Origin of the sequence: Mesorhizobium sp. IMUNJ 23033 (assembly GCF_044778005.1) — a bacterium.
Classification (GTDB): Bacteria; Pseudomonadota; Alphaproteobacteria; order Rhizobiales; family Rhizobiaceae; genus Mesorhizobium; species Mesorhizobium amorphae_A.
The window spans coordinates 65,588-82,412 of the sequence record NZ_JBJACT010000012.1 but is presented as its reverse complement, the minus strand read 5'-3'; the positions used below and the strand labels follow the sequence as shown (position 1 = coordinate 82,412).

The window sequence follows — 16,825 nt, the reverse complement described above, 5'->3', positions numbered from 1 at the left end:
GCCGTCTTAACACGCCAGCAGAAATCCATTGGAGCCATCCATGTCCGTTTCGGCCGTCGCTTTAAAGACCATGTCATTGCCGGAATTCGGCGAGCCGACGGTGATGCCGCTCGTCCCACGAACCACCTACGAGGCACGCATCGAAGCACTGGCGGCGCGCGGCTCAAGGGCAGGCTTCGATGCCTTCGTCGTCTATGGCGACCGCGAGCATGCCGCCAATGTCGCCTATCTCTCAGGCTACGATCCCCGTTTCGAGGAGACGCTGCTGGTCATCCTTCCCGGCAGAGCGCCGAAGCTGCTGGTCGGCAATGAGGGCTGGGGCTACGCCGAGATCTGCGACGGGCCCTATGAACGTGTCCTCTACCAGACCTTCTCGCTGCCGGCGCAGCCGCGCGACCGCTCCGACGCGCTGCCCGACATCCTTGCCGGTTGCGGCCTGAAAGCCGGCCAGCGCATCGGCGCCATCGGCTGGAAACCATTCGGCGCCGGCGATGCCGGCTTCGGCGAGACGACACTCGACCTGCCCTCCTTCATCGCCGACACGCTGCGCGCGCTTTTCGGCGACAAGGGCGCGGTGTTGAACGCGGCGGATCTGCTGATGAACCCGGCGGACGGCCTGCGGGCGATCAACGAGGCCGACCAGCTGGCCGCCTTCGAATTCGCCGCGACCTTTTCCTCGCAAGGCCTGCGCAACGTCCTCAGGGGCATCGAACCCGGCATGAGCGAATTGCAGGCGACGCGGCTGATGGGCATCAACGGCCTGCCCCTGTGCTGCCATCCGATGCTGTCAGCCGGCAAGCGGGCGCCCTATGGCCTGCCGAGCCCCCGCCTCGACGTCATCAAGCGCGGTGACCCGATCACCATGGCCTATGGCATCCAGGGCTCGCTCAATGCCCGTGCCGGCTTTCTGGCCGAAAGCGCGGCCGATCTGCCGCCAGCCATCCGCGACTATGTCGAAAAAGTGGTCGCGCCGTATTTTTCCGCCGTCGTCGACTGGTACGACACGGTCGGCATCGGCGTTCCCGGCGGCGCCTTGTGGAAGGCGGTGCATGACCGCATCGGCGATCCGTTCTTCGGTGTCTCGCTCAATCCGGGCCATCTCGTCCATATCGACGAATGGATGCATTCGCCGGTGTTTTCCGGTTCGCAGGTCAAGCTGCAATCGGGCATGGCGCTGCAGATCGACATCATCCCGGCGACCGGGACGGACTATTTCACCACCAACATCGAGGACGGCATCGCGCTCGCCGACGAGGCGCTGCGCGAGGAGATCGCGGCGCGCTACCCGGAAGCCTGGCGCCGCATCGAGGCGCGCCGCGCCTTCATGGTGGATGTGCTCGGCATCCGGCTGAAGCCCGAGATACTGCCCTTCTCCAACATTCCGGCCTTCCTGCCGCCTTATTGGCTTTCGCGCAACACTGCGATGGCCGTCGCCCGGCGCTGACAACATTTCGGCTGGACACGACTTACTTCTGCCGCACTTCGCCTGTCCGGGAGGTGTCGCGGAGGTTGGGCCGGAGTGGAATTTCAAAAAGTGCGTTTGAAGACGATTTGCATCTTTGCCCTTGCCTTGCTGATTGCTGGCTGTGGCGGCCGCAAGACCGAGGAAATTCTCGGCAGCGCCGTCGTGTCCACGCCGGTGACGGAAATCGCCGGCAACCACTCGATCTTCATCGCCACCACCCGCAAGAAGTCCGACGACCCCAACAAGGTGTTCGACGGCGAGCGTTCGGCGACGCTGAACTATGCCCGCGTCAACGTCACCGTTCCGGGAATCCACGAGACCGGCCAGATCGAGCGGCGCTCACGCGGCAAGTCTAACGACCCGGCCAAATATTTCATGGCCTCCGAGGTTGTGGGCTACGACACCCAGCCAAAATTCTCCAGCGCGCTGAGCGCCGACATCGCCGCACGCGGCGGCCGCGTCATGGTCTTCGTCCATGGCTACAACACCGGCTTCGACGACGCCGTCTACCGGCTGACCCAGATCGTCCACGATTCCGGCTATCCGGGCACGCCGGTGCTGTTTTCCTGGGCGTCGGGTGCCAAGACCACCGACTATGTCTACGACAAGGAAAGCGCCAGTGCGGCCCGCGACCAGCTGGAAGTGACGCTGCGGATGCTGGCGCAGACCGGCGCCCGGCGCATCGATATCGTCGCGCATTCGCTCGGAACCTGGGTCACCATGGAGACATTGCGGCAGCTCGCCATCACCGGCGACCGTGATCTCGGCGGTAAGCTGGGCGATGTCGTGCTGGCCTCGCCCGATATCGACGTCGACGTGTTCAAGAGCCAGATGCGCCGCTACGGCAAGCCGGACAAGCCGTTCATCCTGCTGCTATCCGACGACGACCGGGCGCTAAGGCTGTCCGGCCTGATCGCCGGTGCGCGGCCACGCGTCGGCGATTACAAGGACGCTGCCGAACTCGCCACCTACGGCGTGACGGTCGTCGATCTCTCCAGCGTCAAGGGATCGGACAGGTTCAACCACACCAAATTCGCCGACAATCCCGAACTGGTGAAGATGATCGGGCAGCGGCTGCGCGCCGATGACGGCTTCGCCAGCGACCAGGAAGTGACCGACCGCATCAACCTGCTCGGGCAATGAGGTGGTTCTTCGGCTGCCGCCCCTTTAGCTCACTTTGAACTGGACCGGGCTGCACTCTGCCTTTATCGAATGGGCACAGACGTCGTGAGCATGGCGTCACCAGCGGGAGCCGGCGTGTGACCGTGCGTTCGAAGAGCTTCCTTGTCGTGGCGTTCGCGCTCGCTCTCGCAGGCTGCGCCGGCCCGAACACGCACGATTTGCTCAACAAGACGACGGTCGCCGCGCCTGCGTCCGACATTGCGGCCACGCATGAGATCTTCGTCGCCACCACCCGCCAGCAAGCCACCAAGGACCCGCAGCAGGTGTTCGACGGCGATCGCTCGCTGACCACCAGCTATGCCCGCGTCGACGTCACCGTCCCCAAGGTCCATCAGGTCGGCGCCATCGAACGGGCCAAGGGCTCCGCCAACAGCAACCCGGCCAAACAATTCACGGCGACCGGCGTCGTCCACTACGAGGACGCGTCGCAATTCGGCAAGGCGGTCGGCGCCGACATCGCCATGCGCGGCGACCGCGCCCTGGTTTTCGTGCACGGCTTCAACAACGGCTTCGACGACGGCATCTACCGGCTGACGCAGATCGCGCACGACACCAAATATCCGGGCACGCCGGTGCTGTTCTCATGGGCGTCGAGCGGCAAGACCACCGGCTATATCTACGACAAGGAAAGCGCCAACGCCGCGCGCGACGACCTCGAAGCGACGCTGCGTATGCTGGCGAAAACACGCGTCAAGAGCATCGACATCATCGCCCACTCGATGGGAACCTGGGTGACGATGGAGGCGCTGCGCCAGCTAGCCATCACCGACGACCGCGACCTCGACGGCAAGCTGGGCTATGTCATCCTGGCCTCGCCCGATATCGACGTCGACGTGTTCAAGAAGCAGATGATCCGCTACGGCAAACCTGACAAGCCTTTCGCCATCCTGCTTTCCGCCGACGACCGCGCGTTAAAACTGTCTTCCATCATTTCCGGCGACAAGCCGCGCGTCGGCGACTATGGCAATGCGGCCGACCTCGCCAGCTACGGCGTGTCCGTCGTCGACCTCAGCCAGACCAAGGGCGGCGACCGTCTGAACCACGCCAAATTCGCCGACAATCCGATGCTGGTGCAACTGCTGGGCGACCGGCTGCGCACGCCGGCCGGCCTGGCCTCGGACGAACCCGACCCAACGCAGCTCAACAATCTCGGCCAGGGCCTCGGCAAGGCCGTCGGATCGGTCGCCGAAATCGTCATCACCACACCGTTCAAGGTGCTGACTATCGCCACCGGCGGATAAAGCACGCCGCCTGGTTCTCAGATAAAAAGGTCGACCTTCTGGAAGGTCGTGACATCGACCAAGCCGACATCGGAGATTCTGAGTTCGGGGATCACCACCAGCGCCAGCAGCGAGTGCTGCATATAGGCGTTGTTCAGCGAACAGCCCATCTTGCGCATCGCCTCGGTGAGTTTCTCCGCCTTGGCCGCGACGATCTCCGCCCGCTCATCCGACATCAGGCCGGCGATCGGCATTTCGACCAGCGCCAGTTCCTTGCCCTTTGAGAACAATACGACGCCGCCGCCGACCTCGCCCAGCCGGTTTACGGCAAGCGCCATGTCTTGCTTGTTGGTGCCGACGACGATGATGTGGTGGCTGTCATGCGCGACGCTGGAGGCCATGGCGCAGTCACCCATATAGCCGAAACCGGAGACGAAGGCGTTGGTGACGCCGCCGGTGCCCCTGTGGCGCTCGACCAGCGCGATCTGGCAGACATCGTTGCGCCGGTCCATGGCAACGAGCCCGTCCTCGACCGGCAGATCGGCCTCCAGCGCGCGCGTCGGCGCCTGGTTCTCGATGACGCCGATGACCCGCACCCGCACCTCGTTGGCGCCCTTGGGAGCTGCGATGTCGAAATCCCTCGCCTTGAGCTTCTTGCCGAGCTTCACCGTGTTCTTCGCCGTCTTCGGATAGTCGTAGGCCGGGATATCGATATCGAGCTTGCCGCCCTTTGCCAGCCGAACGCCGCGGCCATAGACCTCGTCGATGGTCATCGCGGCAAGATCCGAGACGATCAGCAGGTCGGCGAGCCGTCCCGGTGCGATCGAGCCGATCTCGCGCTCCAATTTGAAATGCTGGGCGGTGTTGAGCGTCGCCATCTGGATCGCTGTCACCGGCTTCAACCCTTGCTGGATGGCGTGCCGCACCACGCGGTCCATATGGCCTTCCTGGACCAGCGTGCCGGAATGGCTGTCGTCGGTGCATAGGATGAAATTGCGCGGATCGATCCCGCTCTCCGTCACCGCCTTGATCTGCGAGGCGACGTCATACCAGGCAGAGCCCAGCCGCAGCATCGCCTTCATGCCCTGGCGCACGCGAGCGATGGCGTCCTCGGCGCGCGTGCCCTCGTGGTCGTCCTCCGGGCCGCCGGCGACATAGCCATGGAACGGCAGACCGAGGTCGCGCGAGGCATAGTGCCCGCCAACCGTCTTGCCCGCCTTCACCGTCGCCGCGATCTCGCCCGACATCACCGGATTATTGGCGGCGACGCCGGGAAAATTCATCACCTCGCCGAGTCCGATGATGTTTTCCCATGTCATGGCTTCAGCGACATCGGCGACCGTCAGTTCGGCGCCGGCATGCTCCAGCCCCGGCGCCGAGGGGACGCAGGACGGCATCTGCACATGCACGTTGATCGGCATGGCGACGGCCTCGTCATGCATCAGACGGACACCGGGAAGGCCGAGCACATTGGCGATCTCATGCGGATCGATGAACATCGAGGTGGTGCCGTGCGGGATCACGGCGCGGCAGAATTCCGTCACCGTCACCATGCCGCTCTCGACATGCATATGCGCGTCGCAAAGGCCGGGCACCAGATAGCGCCCGCTGGCGTCCACCACCTTGGTGCCCTGCCCGATGGCGTGGCCGGCGTTCGGCCCGCAATAGGCGAAGCGGCCGCCGGCAATGGCGATATCTGTGCCGGCGATGATCTCGCCGGAATGGACATTCACCCAGCGCCCGTTGCGGATGACGAGATCGGCCGGCTTGCGCCCCATGGCGACATCGACCAGATGCGTCGCCATCTCGGTCCAGGGCTTTGGTTTCGTGGTGTTCGCACTGCTCGCCATTGGGGACTCCTGTTTACCCACTGTGCCAATCCGGCGCGGTTTTGACCAGTTGGCAAAGCCAGATTGTGCTTGATGCAGGACCGTTTCATGATCCGCTCTTCCGGCAAGGCGAAATGCTCTAAATTAGGCTCACATCTGGCGACTGGGCGGATTGGCGAGGAAGATGGCACAGACGATCCGATTTGCAGTTTTCGTGCTGTCGGCATGCTTGGCCGGCCTCGCCTTCTTCACCCTGCATCCGTTCTGGAGGTGGCTGGCGCCGATCCTGATCTTCGTCGCCGGCTCCATGCTGGCCGAATACGCCTTCAACCGGCTGGCATCGCCTCTGGAGAAACAGCGCGACCTGGAGGATCGGACGCGCAACCCGCCGATATGAGCCGTTGCCAAGGCCGTTGGCGGCACTCGCCGCGCAGGCCCGAGCTTGTTGACTAATCTGGCTAAAACGCGATGCTGACCCGGACCGAACCGTAAGAGGGAACCATGACCCGTGTCTGGAAAGCGTTCGCCATCGTCATCCTGTTTACTGCGTCAACCGCTTTTGCAGCCGCCGAGGAACGCTGGCAAACCTTGCCGGAACCGGCGGCCATGCCCAAGCCTGATCAGAGCGGGTATGCGCCGGTCAATGGCATCCAGATGTACTACGCCGTTTTCGGTGCGGGCGACCCGGTGCTGCTGATCCATGGCGGCCTCGGCCACGCCGACATCTGGGCCAGCCAGGTGGCGACACTTTCCAAAACCCACAAGGTGATCATCGCCGACAGCCGTGGCCACGGCCGCTCGACCCGTACCGAACAGCCTTATGGCTACGATTTGATGGCGTCGGATTATCTGGCGCTGCTCGACTATCTGAAGATCGACAAGACCGCGCTTGTCGGCTGGAGCGATGGCGGCATCATCGGTATCGACATCGCGCTGCATCATCCGGAACGGCTGACGAGGCTATTTGCGCAAGCCGCCAACGTCACCACCGATGGCGTCGATCCGGGCGTCATGACCAACAAGACCTTTGCCGCCTACATCGACCGCTCCGGCCGCGACTACAAGAAGATGTCCAAGACCCCGGACCAGTATGACGCCTTCGTGGCGCAGATCAGCCACATGTGGGAGACGGAACCGGCGTGGACCAAGGAACAGCTCGGCAAGATAACCACGCCGACGGCGATCGTCGCCGGCGATCATGACGAGGCTATAAAGCGCGAACACACCGAATACATGGCCTCCGCCATTCCGGGCGCCAAGCTCATCATCGTGCCCAACGCCAGTCATTTCGCCATGCTGCAGGCGCCGGAATACAGCCAGGCGGCGCTGGATTTCATCGACGCCAAATAGGGCACTCTTGCGCCGCGACAGGCGGATTCGATTGTTGAGCAAGGGGATTCCGTTTTGCGGCGAATAGGGCTACCCTGCAACCTAGGGATTTTCTGAACCGCCATTTCGGAGAACTCGATGCGTCGTCTGACGCTTGCCAGTGCCGGCTTTCTTGCCCTCCTGTGCGGGTCGGCTTTCGCCGCGGACCTGGGCGCCGAACTGCCGATGACCGCGCCAGGCTTCGACTGGACGGGCTACTATGCCGGTCTGCAGGCCGGCTATGGCTGGGGCAGCTCCGACATATCTGGAACGGAAGGCGAGCCATTTAGCGCCTCGCCCGACCTCGGCGGCGGCTTCATTGGCGGTCATGTCGCCGGCCTCTGGCAGTTCGACCAGGCCGTGGTCGGCGCCGTGGCCGAACTCAACTACGCCTCCATTGACGGCTCGACTGAACTCGGCCCTGGAAACACATTCGGCACCGACATCAAGTGGCTCGGATCGGTGAACGCCAAGGCCGGCTTCGCCATGGACCGCTTCCTGCTCTACGGCATTGGCGGCATCGCCTTCGCCGGCATCGAAACGTCGCAGAACGCAGGCACGTCATTCGCCACGACGCGCACGAGTGTCGGCTGGACCGTTGGCGCCGGCGTCGACTACGCGCTGACCGACCAATTCGTCGTCGGCGCCCAGTATCGCTACTACGATTTCCGCTCCGAGCACTTTGACGCGCCGGACGCCTTTGTCGATCGCGACCAGAATGTGAAGCTGAACACGGTCGGCATCAACTTGAGCTACAAGTTCTGAGCATCCACCATCGCGAAAGATCTGACCTTGTGCCAGCTTTTCCTCGTCGCTGGGCGCGAGTAACGACCAATCTGATTGAGTGCTGCCTGAGCTGCGAAGTACGACAGCAGCGGCCCGACAGCCCGTTGGGGTGAGATTGACTGGCTGCCGGGCCTGACCGGCCTGGGGGGCAAGCCGGCTGGACCAAGCCTAATATTAGCAACTGCGCAACAAAACCCCGACGTGGCGTTTTCCCCTTGTTATGCGCGACTAGCCGCCAGGAATTGGTGCGGACGACGGGAATCGAACCCGTACGATCAGAGATCGAGGGATTTTAAGTCCCTTGCGTCTACCAATTCCGCCACGTCCGCAGGCCGCGATATCAAGCACTTAAGCGAACACAGGTCCAGCCAGGAGAGCCCAATTGACACCCAAAGGCCGGATTACTGTTCTGCGGCCGTTCTCATCGCAGCTTCGATCGCCGCCGCCGCGGGGGCGGCTCAACTGCCTGTGTGCCCGAACCACTACCGATCAACGCTGATGAATCGCGGGCAGCCGGTCACGGCATAGCTTGGCGTCGTGTACGTCCCTATTCCCGTGAAATAGTGGCAGGTGGATGCGCCCGTTGGGCTCTTTTCCTCGTGGTAGAGAACGCCTGTCGACGTCGCGAGCAGTGCACCAAGCGAAAGAACGATCAGCACAGGCCGGAGAGCGCTTTCAGCATTTCCTTATTCTTTCGGCCAGCCGCTCGTGTCGATCGGCATTAGGAACTCGAAGTTGTTGAGATCGTCCTCACAGTCGAGCCGATAGACGACAGCATCCTTTCCAACCCGGACAATCAGAGGCTGGAAATCTTCGGAGTGGATCGCCCACCAATAGCCCTCATGGACCGTAGCCGGATCGACCGCATAATCCGGATCGAGCAATTCCTCTTCCGTTAGCTTCCCCTTCTGCGGCCAGCCGCTGGTATCTACATGCTGGAGCATGTCGAATTCGCCGATATGGTAGGGCCAGTCGTCGCCCATACGTGCGGCCTCTTGGCCATGTACATCGATGATTTCGGGCAGGCCGTCGTCTTCTTGGTGAAGGCTGATCGCCCACCAGTATCCATTCTGCCTTTGCATTTCCCGCTGAACCTGCATGACTTCTCCATATCGTTTGGGACCGCACGCTCACCGCAGACGTGCATGAGCGTTCCGCGAGCCAGTTGATGTTCAAGGAGTTGTGTTGGGCAGCCGTGCTGCTCGTTGTCTACGACGTAAGGGCTCCCCCATCGTCGGTTATCATGCGGCGTTATTCAGAGGTTACCGGGCGCCGCTTTTCTCAAGGCACGCTGCAAAAGTATCTGAGCCGTTTGGGCAGTCAAGAAGGAATGGCTTGCAAACCATGTCCGGCAAAAGCCACAAGCAGCGCCAGAGCGCGCCAGACGCATCGGCGGTGTAGGACAGCGGCCGGCAGAAACGCGCGCTGGCAGGGCTCTCTGGTCACGCGCGCGGTTACCTCTGTCCCGGTTCGGGACCAAACTGCTGGCATCGGTTTTGCACTGAAGAAATTGCCGGTACTCCTCCACCGGTCCCGATCGGGGGTCGGGTTGTCAATCTCGCCGGGCCATGGGCTTGGGGTTTCATGCCCGGCGAGTTTTCTTTCAACGGTCCAACGATGCTGAAGCTCCGCCGAAAGCCGCAGAACAACTATCCGAACGCCGATCGCTTCGGCGATGATGGCCTGCGCCTCTATAGCGCCTACGAAGCGGCGAAGGTTCGACAACGATTGCAACAAGGTGGGATCAAGCGCATCCGGGTTGCCGCGATCGTCCTGGCTTCCATCGCTGCTGTGCTGCTCGTGATCGCCGCGCGGTAGCGTAGCCAAGGCCGATTCCAGCGGCCCGGCGGCCAAGGGCGGGGGGCTCGGGGTTTGACCGCCGGGCCTAACCGGCAAACGGGGTAGGTTGCCGGCTGGCAAATTATAGGCCGTTCATTGGAATATTCAATTTTGCTAAAATGCCTAGGAGCTAAAATTAGGCGCCACGAACACGGCGGCGACATACAGGACGAGCCGCACGACGACGACACCGACCGCGAGCCGTTCCTAGGAATGGGGCAACGCCACAGGACAGACCGGCGTTGGCGTCGAAGGCTGGACCGACACCGACAACGAGCAGGGCTCCGTCGTCCCGAGCCATCGCTGAAGGTGATCACGATCGTTGGGCCGTTCCCCGGTTTCGGGTTCGGTCGCTGAAAGAGGAAAACTTTTCCGCTTTGGCCCGCAGCCTCACGGTTGCGGGCCTTTTCATTGCTCAGCCCCTGCGTCTCGACGCCGATCTGCGGAACGCATACGTCGTGATGTCGTCACGGGAAATCCCGATGTCGCTGAGCATGTCGTCTGGTGCGTCACTCAGTTCGTCCATTGCCTTCAACTGCGCCTTCTGATCGGCTCGGCGATCGAGCCAATCGACAAGGGGACCAACTGCGACAAGAGGAAGATTCACAAGCATAGGAAGGTTCACAAGCATCGGAGCACTCCCTTCACCGCTGCAGGAAACTGCACGTAGCCTAGGCCGATACGTCGATGCGTCTGTGACAAACCTCACAGATCCCTACGGGCAAAACTGCCCGGCTGCCGATGGTGGCGGGCTTTCTCTATCTTGTGGCAGAAAAGTCACGCAGCTTGAATATGCAGAGCTTCAACCGGCGCGAGCTTATTATCCAACTAAGCGAGGCGTACCGTAGTTTCACGGGCAAAGGGGGACGCCCGACAACACTCCTCCCGAACTAGCGCCCGCTGCTTCTCCCTGGGTGGCGGGCCTTTTTTCATTGTCCCGGCTACCCCTACGGCCACCCAGACTCAGTTTTGCCAGGGTATCCAGTAAGTCAATAGAATGCAGATTATCGTTTGATTTCAACGTGGTGCGGACGACGGGAATCGAACCCGTACGATCAGAGATCGAGGGATTTTAAGTCCCTTGCGTCTACCAATTCCGCCACGTCCGCGCCCGTTGCTTTTCGGGGCTTCGCGCCAAAACGTCAACCGCCTCTGTGCAGGCACAAGAATGCGTCACCCCCTCAACATGGGCTCCGGAGGTTGCAACAGGCTGTGCGCGAGCCTCGGCATCCGAGAACCGAGCTGCCTCAAGCGCTCGATGTCTCGCGCACGCGGGCGCTGAAACAGGCAGTCGTTTCAGGCCGGAATTGGGTGTAATTTCAGGTGCTGGATGAGGATGATCGTCTTGGCGTCGATGATGCGGCCGTCGGCAATACCGGCCAGCGCGTCATCAAGGGTCATTTCCAGGACTTCGATGTCCTCGCCTTCCTCCGGTGCGCCGCCGCCGGCCGAAATGCGGTCGGCGGGCGAGTAGCGGGCGATGAAGAACCAGAGCCGTTCGGTCACGCTGCCGGGGCTCATATAGGGGGCAAACAGCCGCTCGACGTTCTTCAGACGATAGCCGAGTTCCTCCTCGGCTTCCTTGCGGATACAGGTTTCCGGGTCGTTTTCGTCGAGCAGGCCTGCGCAGGCCTCGATCAGCGGCTCGCGATGGCCGGTGACATAGGCCGGATAGCGGAACTGCCGCACAAGCAGCACCGTCGAGCGCTCGGGATCGAACGGCAGGATCACCGCGCCGTCGCCGCGATCGTAGGTCTGGCGGATCTGGGTCTCCCACTGCCCGTCACGGCGGCGATAGTCGAGCACGGTCTTCTTCAGGACCGCCCAGTCATCGGAAAGCACTTCCTCCGAACGGATGCGAATGCGATCTTCCATGATGAACTCCGATAACCTGCGTGCTCGCGCATGAGGCGTAGCCGTGAACCGCCATTCATGCAATCGGGCCAGCCATTGGTCCAGGACGGTCAATCACTGCCCCGTGTCTGGCGCCGGCCGCATCGCCTGACTAAATAGCGGATTGCGCCCTCCAGGAGCTTTCGATGACCACATCGCTTTTCCAGCCGATCACGCTTGGCGGCCTCAACTTTCCGAACCGCATCGCGGTGGCGCCGATGTGCCAGTATTCCGCCGAGGACGGCTCGGCCAGCGACTGGCACCTCCACCACTGGATGAACCTTGCAATGTCCGGCGCCGGCATGGTCACCGTCGAGATGACTGACATCGAACGGCGCGGCCGCATCTCGCATGGCTGCCTCGGGCTTTATTCCGACGACAACGAGGCCGCGGCCAGGCGCACGCTCGATGCGGCCAGGCGCGTCGCCCCACCCGGCACGAAATTCGGCACCCAGCTTGCCCACGCCGGCCGCAAGGCCTCCAACAGGAGGCCATGGGAAGGCGGCGGACCGCTCGCGGCCGACCAGGACCCCTGGCCGGTCGTCTCCGCCTCGGCCATCGCCTACGACACAGGCTGGCAAGTGCCGCATGCCCTGGAGGACGGAGAGATCCTGCAGCTCATCGAGCGTTTCGCCGAAGCGGCAAGGCGGGCCGAACGGGCCGGCTTCGATTTCATCGAACTGCACGCCGCGCACGGCTATCTGATCTTCCAGTTCCTGTCGCCGCTGTCCGCACCGACCGTTGGGGCGGCTCGCTGGAAAACCGCATGCGCTTTGTCGTCGAGATCGCCAAGGCGGTGCGGAAGGCCGTGCCCGAGCTGATGCTCGGCGCGCGCCTGTCGGTGAAGGAATGGGTCGATGGCGGCTTCGATGTCGAGGACGCGATCGAAGTGGCCAAGGCGCTGAAGGCTGAGGGCATCGCCTATCTCTGCTGTTCGAGCGGCGGCAATTCGCCATTGCAGCAGCTGCCGTCAGGCCCCGGCTATCAGGTGCATCTGGCGGAAGCCGTGCGCAAGGGAGCCGACATCCCGACGCGCGCCGTCGGCCTGATCGACGATCCGCAGCAGGCCGAGATGATCATCGCCGACGGCCGCGCCGATATGGTGGCGCTGGCGCGCGCCTTCCTTGCCGACCCGCGCTGGGGCTGGCGCGCGGCGGCCACCTTCGGCGAGGAAATCCACCCGGCGCCGCAGCTTGCCCGCTCGGTGACAACGATGCGGCATTGGATGAAGGCGGCGGGTTGATCACACCGGATTGTGGCTGCTGAGACGTTTGGGCGCACGCTGGCAGACACGATTGCAACCAAATTGGCTGCTTTGCGTTGGCGGCCATGATGGACAGCAAACCTTTTGAAACGCCGGTGGTGGTCGAACTCGGCCATGTCGGCAAATATCGCCAGATCCGCAGCACCCGGGAAGCCGCGGAGTGCCTGATGACAGTGTGGCCGCTCAACCGCGGCCCTCGGCATCGTGATGCGCTCGACACTTGCCTCAAAGTGCTGGAAGGGTATCGTTCGACCGCGGACGCGCGCCGGGCATTGATCGAAGCGGCCAAGGAATCGGAAGTGCTGGTTCCCAACGACAGGCTGCTCGACAGCAAGCGGCATTGAGCAACGAGCCTTTCACCAGGAGGACTTCATGGCGAAGCTGACTTACAAGATCGTCGAGCATGATGGCGGCTGGGCCTACAAGGTCGGCTCGACCTTCTCGGAAACGTTCCCCAGCCATCAGGATGCGCTGCGCGCCGCCGAGATCGCTTCGGCCGAGCAGCAGATTGCCGGCACCACGGACGGCATCCAGTACGAGGACGCCGACGGCAAATGGCATGACGAACTGGCCGATGGCCGGGATCGGCCGCAAACCGAAGTTTCCGATTAGCCCAGTGTTGGTGACTGCGGCGGCTGCGGATGCCCCCCGAGAGCATCCTGCCAGCCACTCGCAAGTGCGGTTGATTACTTGCCGCAGTAATGATCGTTGACGCTCAGCCCGGCATTGGCGTCGGGTCCAGCCGTGTTCGAGGCACAAGGGCCGACCGGACCGGAATTGCCCAGCGTGTTCAGGCCTGATGCATCGCTACCCGCGGCTATGCTGCCGGTGGTGTTTCGATCGACAGACCTCGTGTCCTCATTGCCGAATAGCCAATTGTGATGACTGTCGGACGTTGACTCGGCTGACTGGGCCAGTGCCGATGTAGCGAGGCCGATGGTCAAGGCCGACGCGGCAAGAATTTTCATGATCATTGATGTTTACTCCGTGTCTCTGCCGCAAAGGTGCGGCGCGGGTACAACCGGTAGTCAGCCCAAAGGTTCAGTGAAATTGTTGTGAGGCTGTGTTGATGTTCGGCCCGTGAACGCCCGCTCGGCAATGCGCTTGATGAAAGCGATGACGCGTTCCGGCTCGACGAATTGCGGCATATGTCCAAGCCCGTCGACAGCCTCGAAATCGAGCCCTTTGATCCTGTCCCGCATCGGCTCGCCATGGACAGCGATGCCAATGACGCGGTCGGCCGTGCCGAACAGGATGCCGGCCGGCATGGCGATCTCGCCATAGCGCTGCTCGATGCGGCCGAGATCCTGTTCCACCGCCACGACATCGGTCGAAGTCGCATGATAGTGGGCGGGCCGCAGTCCGAGCCAGCCACCGCCTGCGATCATGTAGTCGCCGGCAACTGGCTGCGGCGCGAAGATGAATTTCATCGTCGGCTCCGCGTATTTCAAGCTTACCGGTATCGCCACCGTATAGGCCATGATCCAGCGCAACAGGCGTGAAGGAACATAGAGCAGGTCGAATTTTTGGCGCACCCTGGTTTCCAGATGCGTCAACGGCGCGAGCAAGGCGATGCCCGAAATCGTCTCGGGATGTTCCACCGCCAAGGTCAGCACGATAGCGCCGCCAAGCGAATGGCCGACGACCAAAGGACGTTCCAGCCCAAGCGCCTCGATGAAGCGCCGCACCAGTTGCGCCTGCTCCGGCAGCCGGCCAGTCGCTCCGCTTGCCCGGAGCGAATGGCCCGAGCCCGGGCGGTCGAGCGCGATCAGTTGGTAGCCGGGGCCGAAACGGTCGAACAGCGTATGCCGGAAATGGTGAAGCTGCGCGCCAAGCCCATGCAGGAACACGATCGGCCTGCCCTCGCCGGTCTCGACGTAATGGATGCGGTTGCCGTCGATTTCGATGAACTTTCCGTTCGCCGGCACCAGCCTTTCGGCCTTCGCGGCGATCCACCATGTCGCCAGAACCAGGCCGGCGACCACGATCACCGCCAGCAGCAGCAGGCCGCCGAACAGCCACGACAACACGGACAGAAGCATTTTTCACCCGAAGCGAACGCCCCGCACCATACCTGCCGCCGGTGCCACCGCAAGGCCATCGACGCGCGATCCGTGGCGCATTGCCGCCGGCCGCCCGCCGCGCTATCTCAGGCGACCCAGTCTTCCCAAGGCGACATGTTGCCGGAGCCCCTCATGCCTGAAATCGTCACCGCCGCCATGCTTGTCATCGGCGACGAGATCCTGTCCGGCCGCACCAAGGACAGGAACATCGGCCACCTCGCCGACATCATGACGGCGATCGGCATCGACCTGAAGGAAGTGCGCATCGTTCCCGACGAGGAGGACGAGATCGTCGCCGCGGTGAATGCCGTGCGTGCCCGCTACACCTACGTCTTCACCACCGGCGGCATCGGCCCCACGCATGACGACATAACGGCGGATTCGATCTCCAAGGCCTTCGGCGTGCCGTGCGAGTACGACGCCAAGGCCTATGCCATGCTGGAAGCGAGCTACGCCGCGCGCGGCATCGAATACACCGAAGCACGCAAGCGCATGGCGCGCATGCCGCGCGGGGCCGACCATATCGACAATCCCGTCTCGATCGCGCCCGGCTTTCGCATCGGCAACGTCCATGTCATGGCCGGTGTGCCGTCGATCTTCCAGGCCATGCTCGACAATGTCGTGCCGACGCTGAAGGCGGGCACCAAAATGCTCTCGGCGACCGTGCATTGCCCGTTCGGCGAAGGCATGGTCGGCGGGCCGCTGGGCGACATCCAGAAAGCCCATCCGAACACGATAATCGGCTCCTATCCGAAATATGGCGACGGCAAGTTCTGGACCGAGCTCGTCGTCCGCGCCCGCAGCGAAGAGGCGTTGGAGGCGGCGCGCAAGGATGTCGAAGCCATGGTGGCCGGCATCGCCGCCGGCGCAACTGATCCGTGATCCCCGGGCCGCGAGCGGCCCGGAACCAAGCATGGCGTTCTGACGTTTCCCCCGGGCGCACCCAGCGCCAGCAGATTTTGAGGGATTCCCATGCGCTTCAAGACCATCGTCGCGATATTGCAGAACGAACAGGATGCCGAGCGCGTGCTCGACTGCGCCATCCCACTCGCCGAGCGCTTCCAGAGCCATCTCGTCGGCATCCATGCCGAGGCGCTTCCCGTCCCCTACACCTCCGCGACGGGCTTTCCCGACACAGAGTTCCTGCAGGTCTCCGCCGAAATGAACAAGGAGCGGGCCGAGAAATTGCAGGCGCTCTTCCTCAAGCGCATCGAGGAGTCCGGCCTGTCCTTCGAATGGCGCAGCCTCGAGAGTTTTTCCGGCGATAGCGCGCTGACCGGCATCTCCAACGTCCGCGCCGCCGATCTGGTCATCGCCGCGCAGCGCGACACCGGCGGCGACCCGAGCGCCGACGTCGACACGCTGGTCTACGATGCCGGGCGGCCCGTGCTCGTCGTGCCGCATGCCGGCCCTCTTGTCACCACCTTCAAGCACGTGCTGCTGGCCTGGAACGGCAGCAAGGAGGCAGCCCGCGCGGCCTTCGACGCCCTGCCCTTCATCATAGAGGCCGAGAAGACGGACATACTGGTCATCGATCCGCCGGAGACGCTGGACGATAGCCCGGACGCCGCCGGCGCCGAAATCGCCGCTGCACTTTCCAGGCATGGCGCGACCGTCAGCGTCTCGGTGCAGCAGTCGGGCGGCATCTCGGTCGATGACCTCATCCAGACCAGGATCACTGAGACCGGCGCCGACCTTTTGGTGCTCGGCGCCTACAGCCACTCCTGGCTGCGCCAGCTTCTGTTCGGCGGCGTGACGCGCACGGTGCTGCGCTCAGTGCAGGTTGCGGCCTTCCTCTCAAGGTAATGCATGTCGCCCAAAAGTGTGCGACGCGCTTCAAGTCCACAGGCATCGCTTGCCGCCACCTTGCCAAGACCAGCGCTTTCCGGCTAATTCCGCCCGCATTCCATCGTGAC

17 protein-coding genes, 2 tRNA genes and 1 pseudogene are annotated in these 16,825 nt (G+C 63.0%); 12 read left to right on the top strand and 8 right to left on the bottom strand.

Annotated features, from left to right (window positions below):
* The first annotated feature begins 40 nt into the window (after nucleotides 1–40).
* From ACFX5Q_RS15305 to ACFX5Q_RS15295, 3 genes are all read left to right on the top strand, one after another.
* Entirely contained in the window at nucleotides 41–1,444 is a 1,404-nt protein-coding gene (locus ACFX5Q_RS15305; protein ID WP_404279217.1) for an aminopeptidase P family N-terminal domain-containing protein, read from the top strand.
* A gap of 90 nt (nucleotides 1,445–1,534) precedes the next feature.
* Nucleotides 1,535–2,608 carry an alpha/beta hydrolase gene (locus tag ACFX5Q_RS15300; RefSeq protein WP_404279215.1) on the top strand — a complete coding sequence of 358 codons (1,074 nt, stop codon included), beginning with the start codon at nucleotides 1,535–1,537 and terminating at the stop codon, nucleotides 2,606–2,608.
* Nucleotides 2,609–2,724: 116 nt separating this feature from the next.
* Nucleotides 2,725–3,888 carry an alpha/beta hydrolase gene (locus ACFX5Q_RS15295; RefSeq protein WP_404279213.1) on the top strand — a complete coding sequence of 388 codons (1,164 nt, stop codon included), beginning with the start codon at nucleotides 2,725–2,727 and terminating at the stop codon, nucleotides 3,886–3,888.
* Nucleotides 3,889–3,905: 17 nt separating this feature from the next.
* Here ACFX5Q_RS15295 and ade read toward each other — a convergent pair whose 3' ends face one another.
* On the bottom strand, nucleotides 3,906–5,717 hold the full coding sequence (ade, locus tag ACFX5Q_RS15290; RefSeq protein WP_404279212.1) for an adenine deaminase: 1,812 nt from the start codon (nucleotides 5,715–5,717) through the stop codon (nucleotides 3,906–3,908).
* 163 nt (nucleotides 5,718–5,880) lie between these two features.
* Here ade and ACFX5Q_RS15285 point away from each other — a divergent pair, with 163 nt between their 5' ends.
* The 3 genes from ACFX5Q_RS15285 to ACFX5Q_RS15275 all read left to right on the top strand — a co-directional run bounded on the left by ACFX5Q_RS15285 (nucleotide 5,881) and on the right by ACFX5Q_RS15275 (nucleotide 7,829).
* Complete coding sequence (locus ACFX5Q_RS15285) at nucleotides 5,881–6,093, top strand: hypothetical protein (RefSeq protein ID WP_404279210.1); 213 nt, start codon at nucleotides 5,881–5,883, stop codon at nucleotides 6,091–6,093.
* 104 nt (nucleotides 6,094–6,197) lie between these two features.
* A complete protein-coding gene (locus ACFX5Q_RS15280) occupies nucleotides 6,198–7,046 on the top strand; it encodes an alpha/beta fold hydrolase (RefSeq protein WP_404279208.1) in 849 nt (282 codons plus the stop codon).
* A gap of 117 nt (nucleotides 7,047–7,163) precedes the next feature.
* The gene (locus ACFX5Q_RS15275; protein ID WP_404279206.1) at nucleotides 7,164–7,829 is read left to right on the top strand and encodes an outer membrane protein; all 666 of its coding nucleotides are present in this window, start codon (nucleotides 7,164–7,166) and stop codon (nucleotides 7,827–7,829) included.
* Nucleotides 7,830–8,093: 264 nt separating this feature from the next.
* On the opposite strand, the gene ACFX5Q_RS15270 is transcribed toward ACFX5Q_RS15275, so the two are convergent.
* Both ACFX5Q_RS15270 and ACFX5Q_RS15265 read right to left on the bottom strand, forming a co-directional pair.
* Nucleotides 8,094–8,179: transfer RNA gene (locus ACFX5Q_RS15270), tRNA-Leu, on the bottom strand.
* Between the two features lie 357 nt (nucleotides 8,180–8,536).
* The gene (locus ACFX5Q_RS15265; protein WP_404279204.1) at nucleotides 8,537–8,950 is read right to left on the bottom strand and encodes a hypothetical protein; all 414 of its coding nucleotides are present in this window, start codon (nucleotides 8,948–8,950) and stop codon (nucleotides 8,537–8,539) included.
* 484 nt (nucleotides 8,951–9,434) lie between these two features.
* Between ACFX5Q_RS15265 and ACFX5Q_RS15260 the strand changes: the two genes are divergently transcribed.
* Nucleotides 9,435–9,668, top strand: coding sequence for a hypothetical protein (locus tag ACFX5Q_RS15260; RefSeq protein ID WP_404279202.1), 234 nt, complete (start codon nucleotides 9,435–9,437; stop codon nucleotides 9,666–9,668).
* A 436-nt stretch (nucleotides 9,669–10,104) separates the two neighbouring features.
* Here ACFX5Q_RS15260 and ACFX5Q_RS15255 read toward each other — a convergent pair whose 3' ends face one another.
* From ACFX5Q_RS15255 to ACFX5Q_RS15245, 3 genes are all read right to left on the bottom strand, one after another.
* Entirely contained in the window at nucleotides 10,105–10,320 is a 216-nt protein-coding gene (locus ACFX5Q_RS15255) for a DUF1127 domain-containing protein (protein ID WP_404279200.1), read from the bottom strand.
* Nucleotides 10,321–10,712: 392 nt separating this feature from the next.
* A tRNA-Leu gene (locus ACFX5Q_RS15250) sits at nucleotides 10,713–10,798 on the bottom strand.
* A 187-nt stretch (nucleotides 10,799–10,985) separates the two neighbouring features.
* Complete coding sequence (locus tag ACFX5Q_RS15245) at nucleotides 10,986–11,564, bottom strand: NUDIX domain-containing protein (protein ID WP_404279198.1); 579 nt, start codon at nucleotides 11,562–11,564, stop codon at nucleotides 10,986–10,988.
* A gap of 164 nt (nucleotides 11,565–11,728) precedes the next feature.
* Between ACFX5Q_RS15245 and ACFX5Q_RS15240 the strand changes: the two are divergent.
* From ACFX5Q_RS15240 to ACFX5Q_RS15230, 3 genes and pseudogenes are all read left to right on the top strand, one after another.
* A pseudogene (locus tag ACFX5Q_RS15240) lies at nucleotides 11,729–12,825 on the top strand (NADH:flavin oxidoreductase/NADH oxidase).
* Nucleotides 12,826–12,911: 86 nt separating this feature from the next.
* Nucleotides 12,912–13,190, top strand: a complete 279-nt coding sequence (locus ACFX5Q_RS15235; protein WP_404279196.1) for a DUF982 domain-containing protein — start codon at nucleotides 12,912–12,914, stop codon at nucleotides 13,188–13,190.
* A gap of 28 nt (nucleotides 13,191–13,218) precedes the next feature.
* Entirely contained in the window at nucleotides 13,219–13,458 is a 240-nt protein-coding gene (locus tag ACFX5Q_RS15230; RefSeq protein ID WP_120017345.1) for a DUF2188 domain-containing protein, read from the top strand.
* A 74-nt stretch (nucleotides 13,459–13,532) separates the two neighbouring features.
* Here ACFX5Q_RS15230 and ACFX5Q_RS15225 read toward each other — a convergent pair whose 3' ends face one another.
* Together ACFX5Q_RS15225 and ACFX5Q_RS15220 are read right to left on the bottom strand one after the other, a co-directional pair.
* Nucleotides 13,533–13,820, bottom strand: coding sequence for a hypothetical protein (locus tag ACFX5Q_RS15225; protein ID WP_404279194.1), 288 nt, complete (start codon nucleotides 13,818–13,820; stop codon nucleotides 13,533–13,535).
* Between the two features lie 54 nt (nucleotides 13,821–13,874).
* The gene (locus ACFX5Q_RS15220) at nucleotides 13,875–14,888 is read right to left on the bottom strand and encodes an alpha/beta fold hydrolase (RefSeq protein WP_404279192.1); all 1,014 of its coding nucleotides are present in this window, start codon (nucleotides 14,886–14,888) and stop codon (nucleotides 13,875–13,877) included.
* A 153-nt stretch (nucleotides 14,889–15,041) separates the two neighbouring features.
* Here ACFX5Q_RS15220 and ACFX5Q_RS15215 point away from each other — a divergent pair, with 153 nt between their 5' ends.
* A complete protein-coding gene (locus ACFX5Q_RS15215) occupies nucleotides 15,042–15,791 on the top strand; it encodes a competence/damage-inducible protein A (protein WP_404279190.1) in 750 nt (249 codons plus the stop codon).
* 90 nt (nucleotides 15,792–15,881) lie between these two features.
* Nucleotides 15,882–16,715 carry a universal stress protein gene (locus ACFX5Q_RS15210; RefSeq protein WP_404279188.1) on the top strand — a complete coding sequence of 278 codons (834 nt, stop codon included), beginning with the start codon at nucleotides 15,882–15,884 and terminating at the stop codon, nucleotides 16,713–16,715.
* The last annotated feature ends 110 nt before the right edge of the window (nucleotides 16,716–16,825 follow it).

What these genes read in the sequence shown, in the direction of transcription:
- ACFX5Q_RS15275 (WP_404279206.1), top strand. Translation starts at nt 7,164, where the DNA reads ATGCGTCGTCTGACGCTTGCCAGTGCCGGCTTTCTTGCCCTCCTGTGC.
- ACFX5Q_RS15305 (WP_404279217.1), top strand. Translation starts at nt 41, where the DNA reads ATGTCCGTTTCGGCCGTCGCTTTAAAGACCATGTCATTGCCGGAATTC.
- ACFX5Q_RS15235 (WP_404279196.1), top strand. Translation starts at nt 12,912, where the DNA reads ATGATGGACAGCAAACCTTTTGAAACGCCGGTGGTGGTCGAACTCGGC.
- ACFX5Q_RS15230 (WP_120017345.1), top strand. Translation starts at nt 13,219, where the DNA reads ATGGCGAAGCTGACTTACAAGATCGTCGAGCATGATGGCGGCTGGGCC.
- ACFX5Q_RS15260 (WP_404279202.1), top strand. Translation starts at nt 9,435, where the DNA reads ATGCCCGGCGAGTTTTCTTTCAACGGTCCAACGATGCTGAAGCTCCGC.
- ade (WP_404279212.1), bottom strand. Translation starts at nt 5,717, where the DNA reads ATGGCGAGCAGTGCGAACACCACGAAACCAAAGCCCTGGACCGAGATG.
- ACFX5Q_RS15215 (WP_404279190.1), top strand. Translation starts at nt 15,042, where the DNA reads ATGCCTGAAATCGTCACCGCCGCCATGCTTGTCATCGGCGACGAGATC.
- ACFX5Q_RS15220 (WP_404279192.1), bottom strand. Translation starts at nt 14,888, where the DNA reads ATGCTTCTGTCCGTGTTGTCGTGGCTGTTCGGCGGCCTGCTGCTGCTG.
- ACFX5Q_RS15280 (WP_404279208.1), top strand. Translation starts at nt 6,198, where the DNA reads ATGACCCGTGTCTGGAAAGCGTTCGCCATCGTCATCCTGTTTACTGCG.
- ACFX5Q_RS15255 (WP_404279200.1), bottom strand. Translation starts at nt 10,320, where the DNA reads ATGCTTGTGAACCTTCCTATGCTTGTGAATCTTCCTCTTGTCGCAGTT.
- ACFX5Q_RS15265 (WP_404279204.1), bottom strand. Translation starts at nt 8,950, where the DNA reads ATGCAGGTTCAGCGGGAAATGCAAAGGCAGAATGGATACTGGTGGGCG.
- ACFX5Q_RS15225 (WP_404279194.1), bottom strand. Translation starts at nt 13,820, where the DNA reads ATGATCATGAAAATTCTTGCCGCGTCGGCCTTGACCATCGGCCTCGCT.
- ACFX5Q_RS15210 (WP_404279188.1), top strand. Translation starts at nt 15,882, where the DNA reads ATGCGCTTCAAGACCATCGTCGCGATATTGCAGAACGAACAGGATGCC.
- ACFX5Q_RS15285 (WP_404279210.1), top strand. Translation starts at nt 5,881, where the DNA reads ATGGCACAGACGATCCGATTTGCAGTTTTCGTGCTGTCGGCATGCTTG.
- ACFX5Q_RS15245 (WP_404279198.1), bottom strand. Translation starts at nt 11,564, where the DNA reads ATGGAAGATCGCATTCGCATCCGTTCGGAGGAAGTGCTTTCCGATGAC.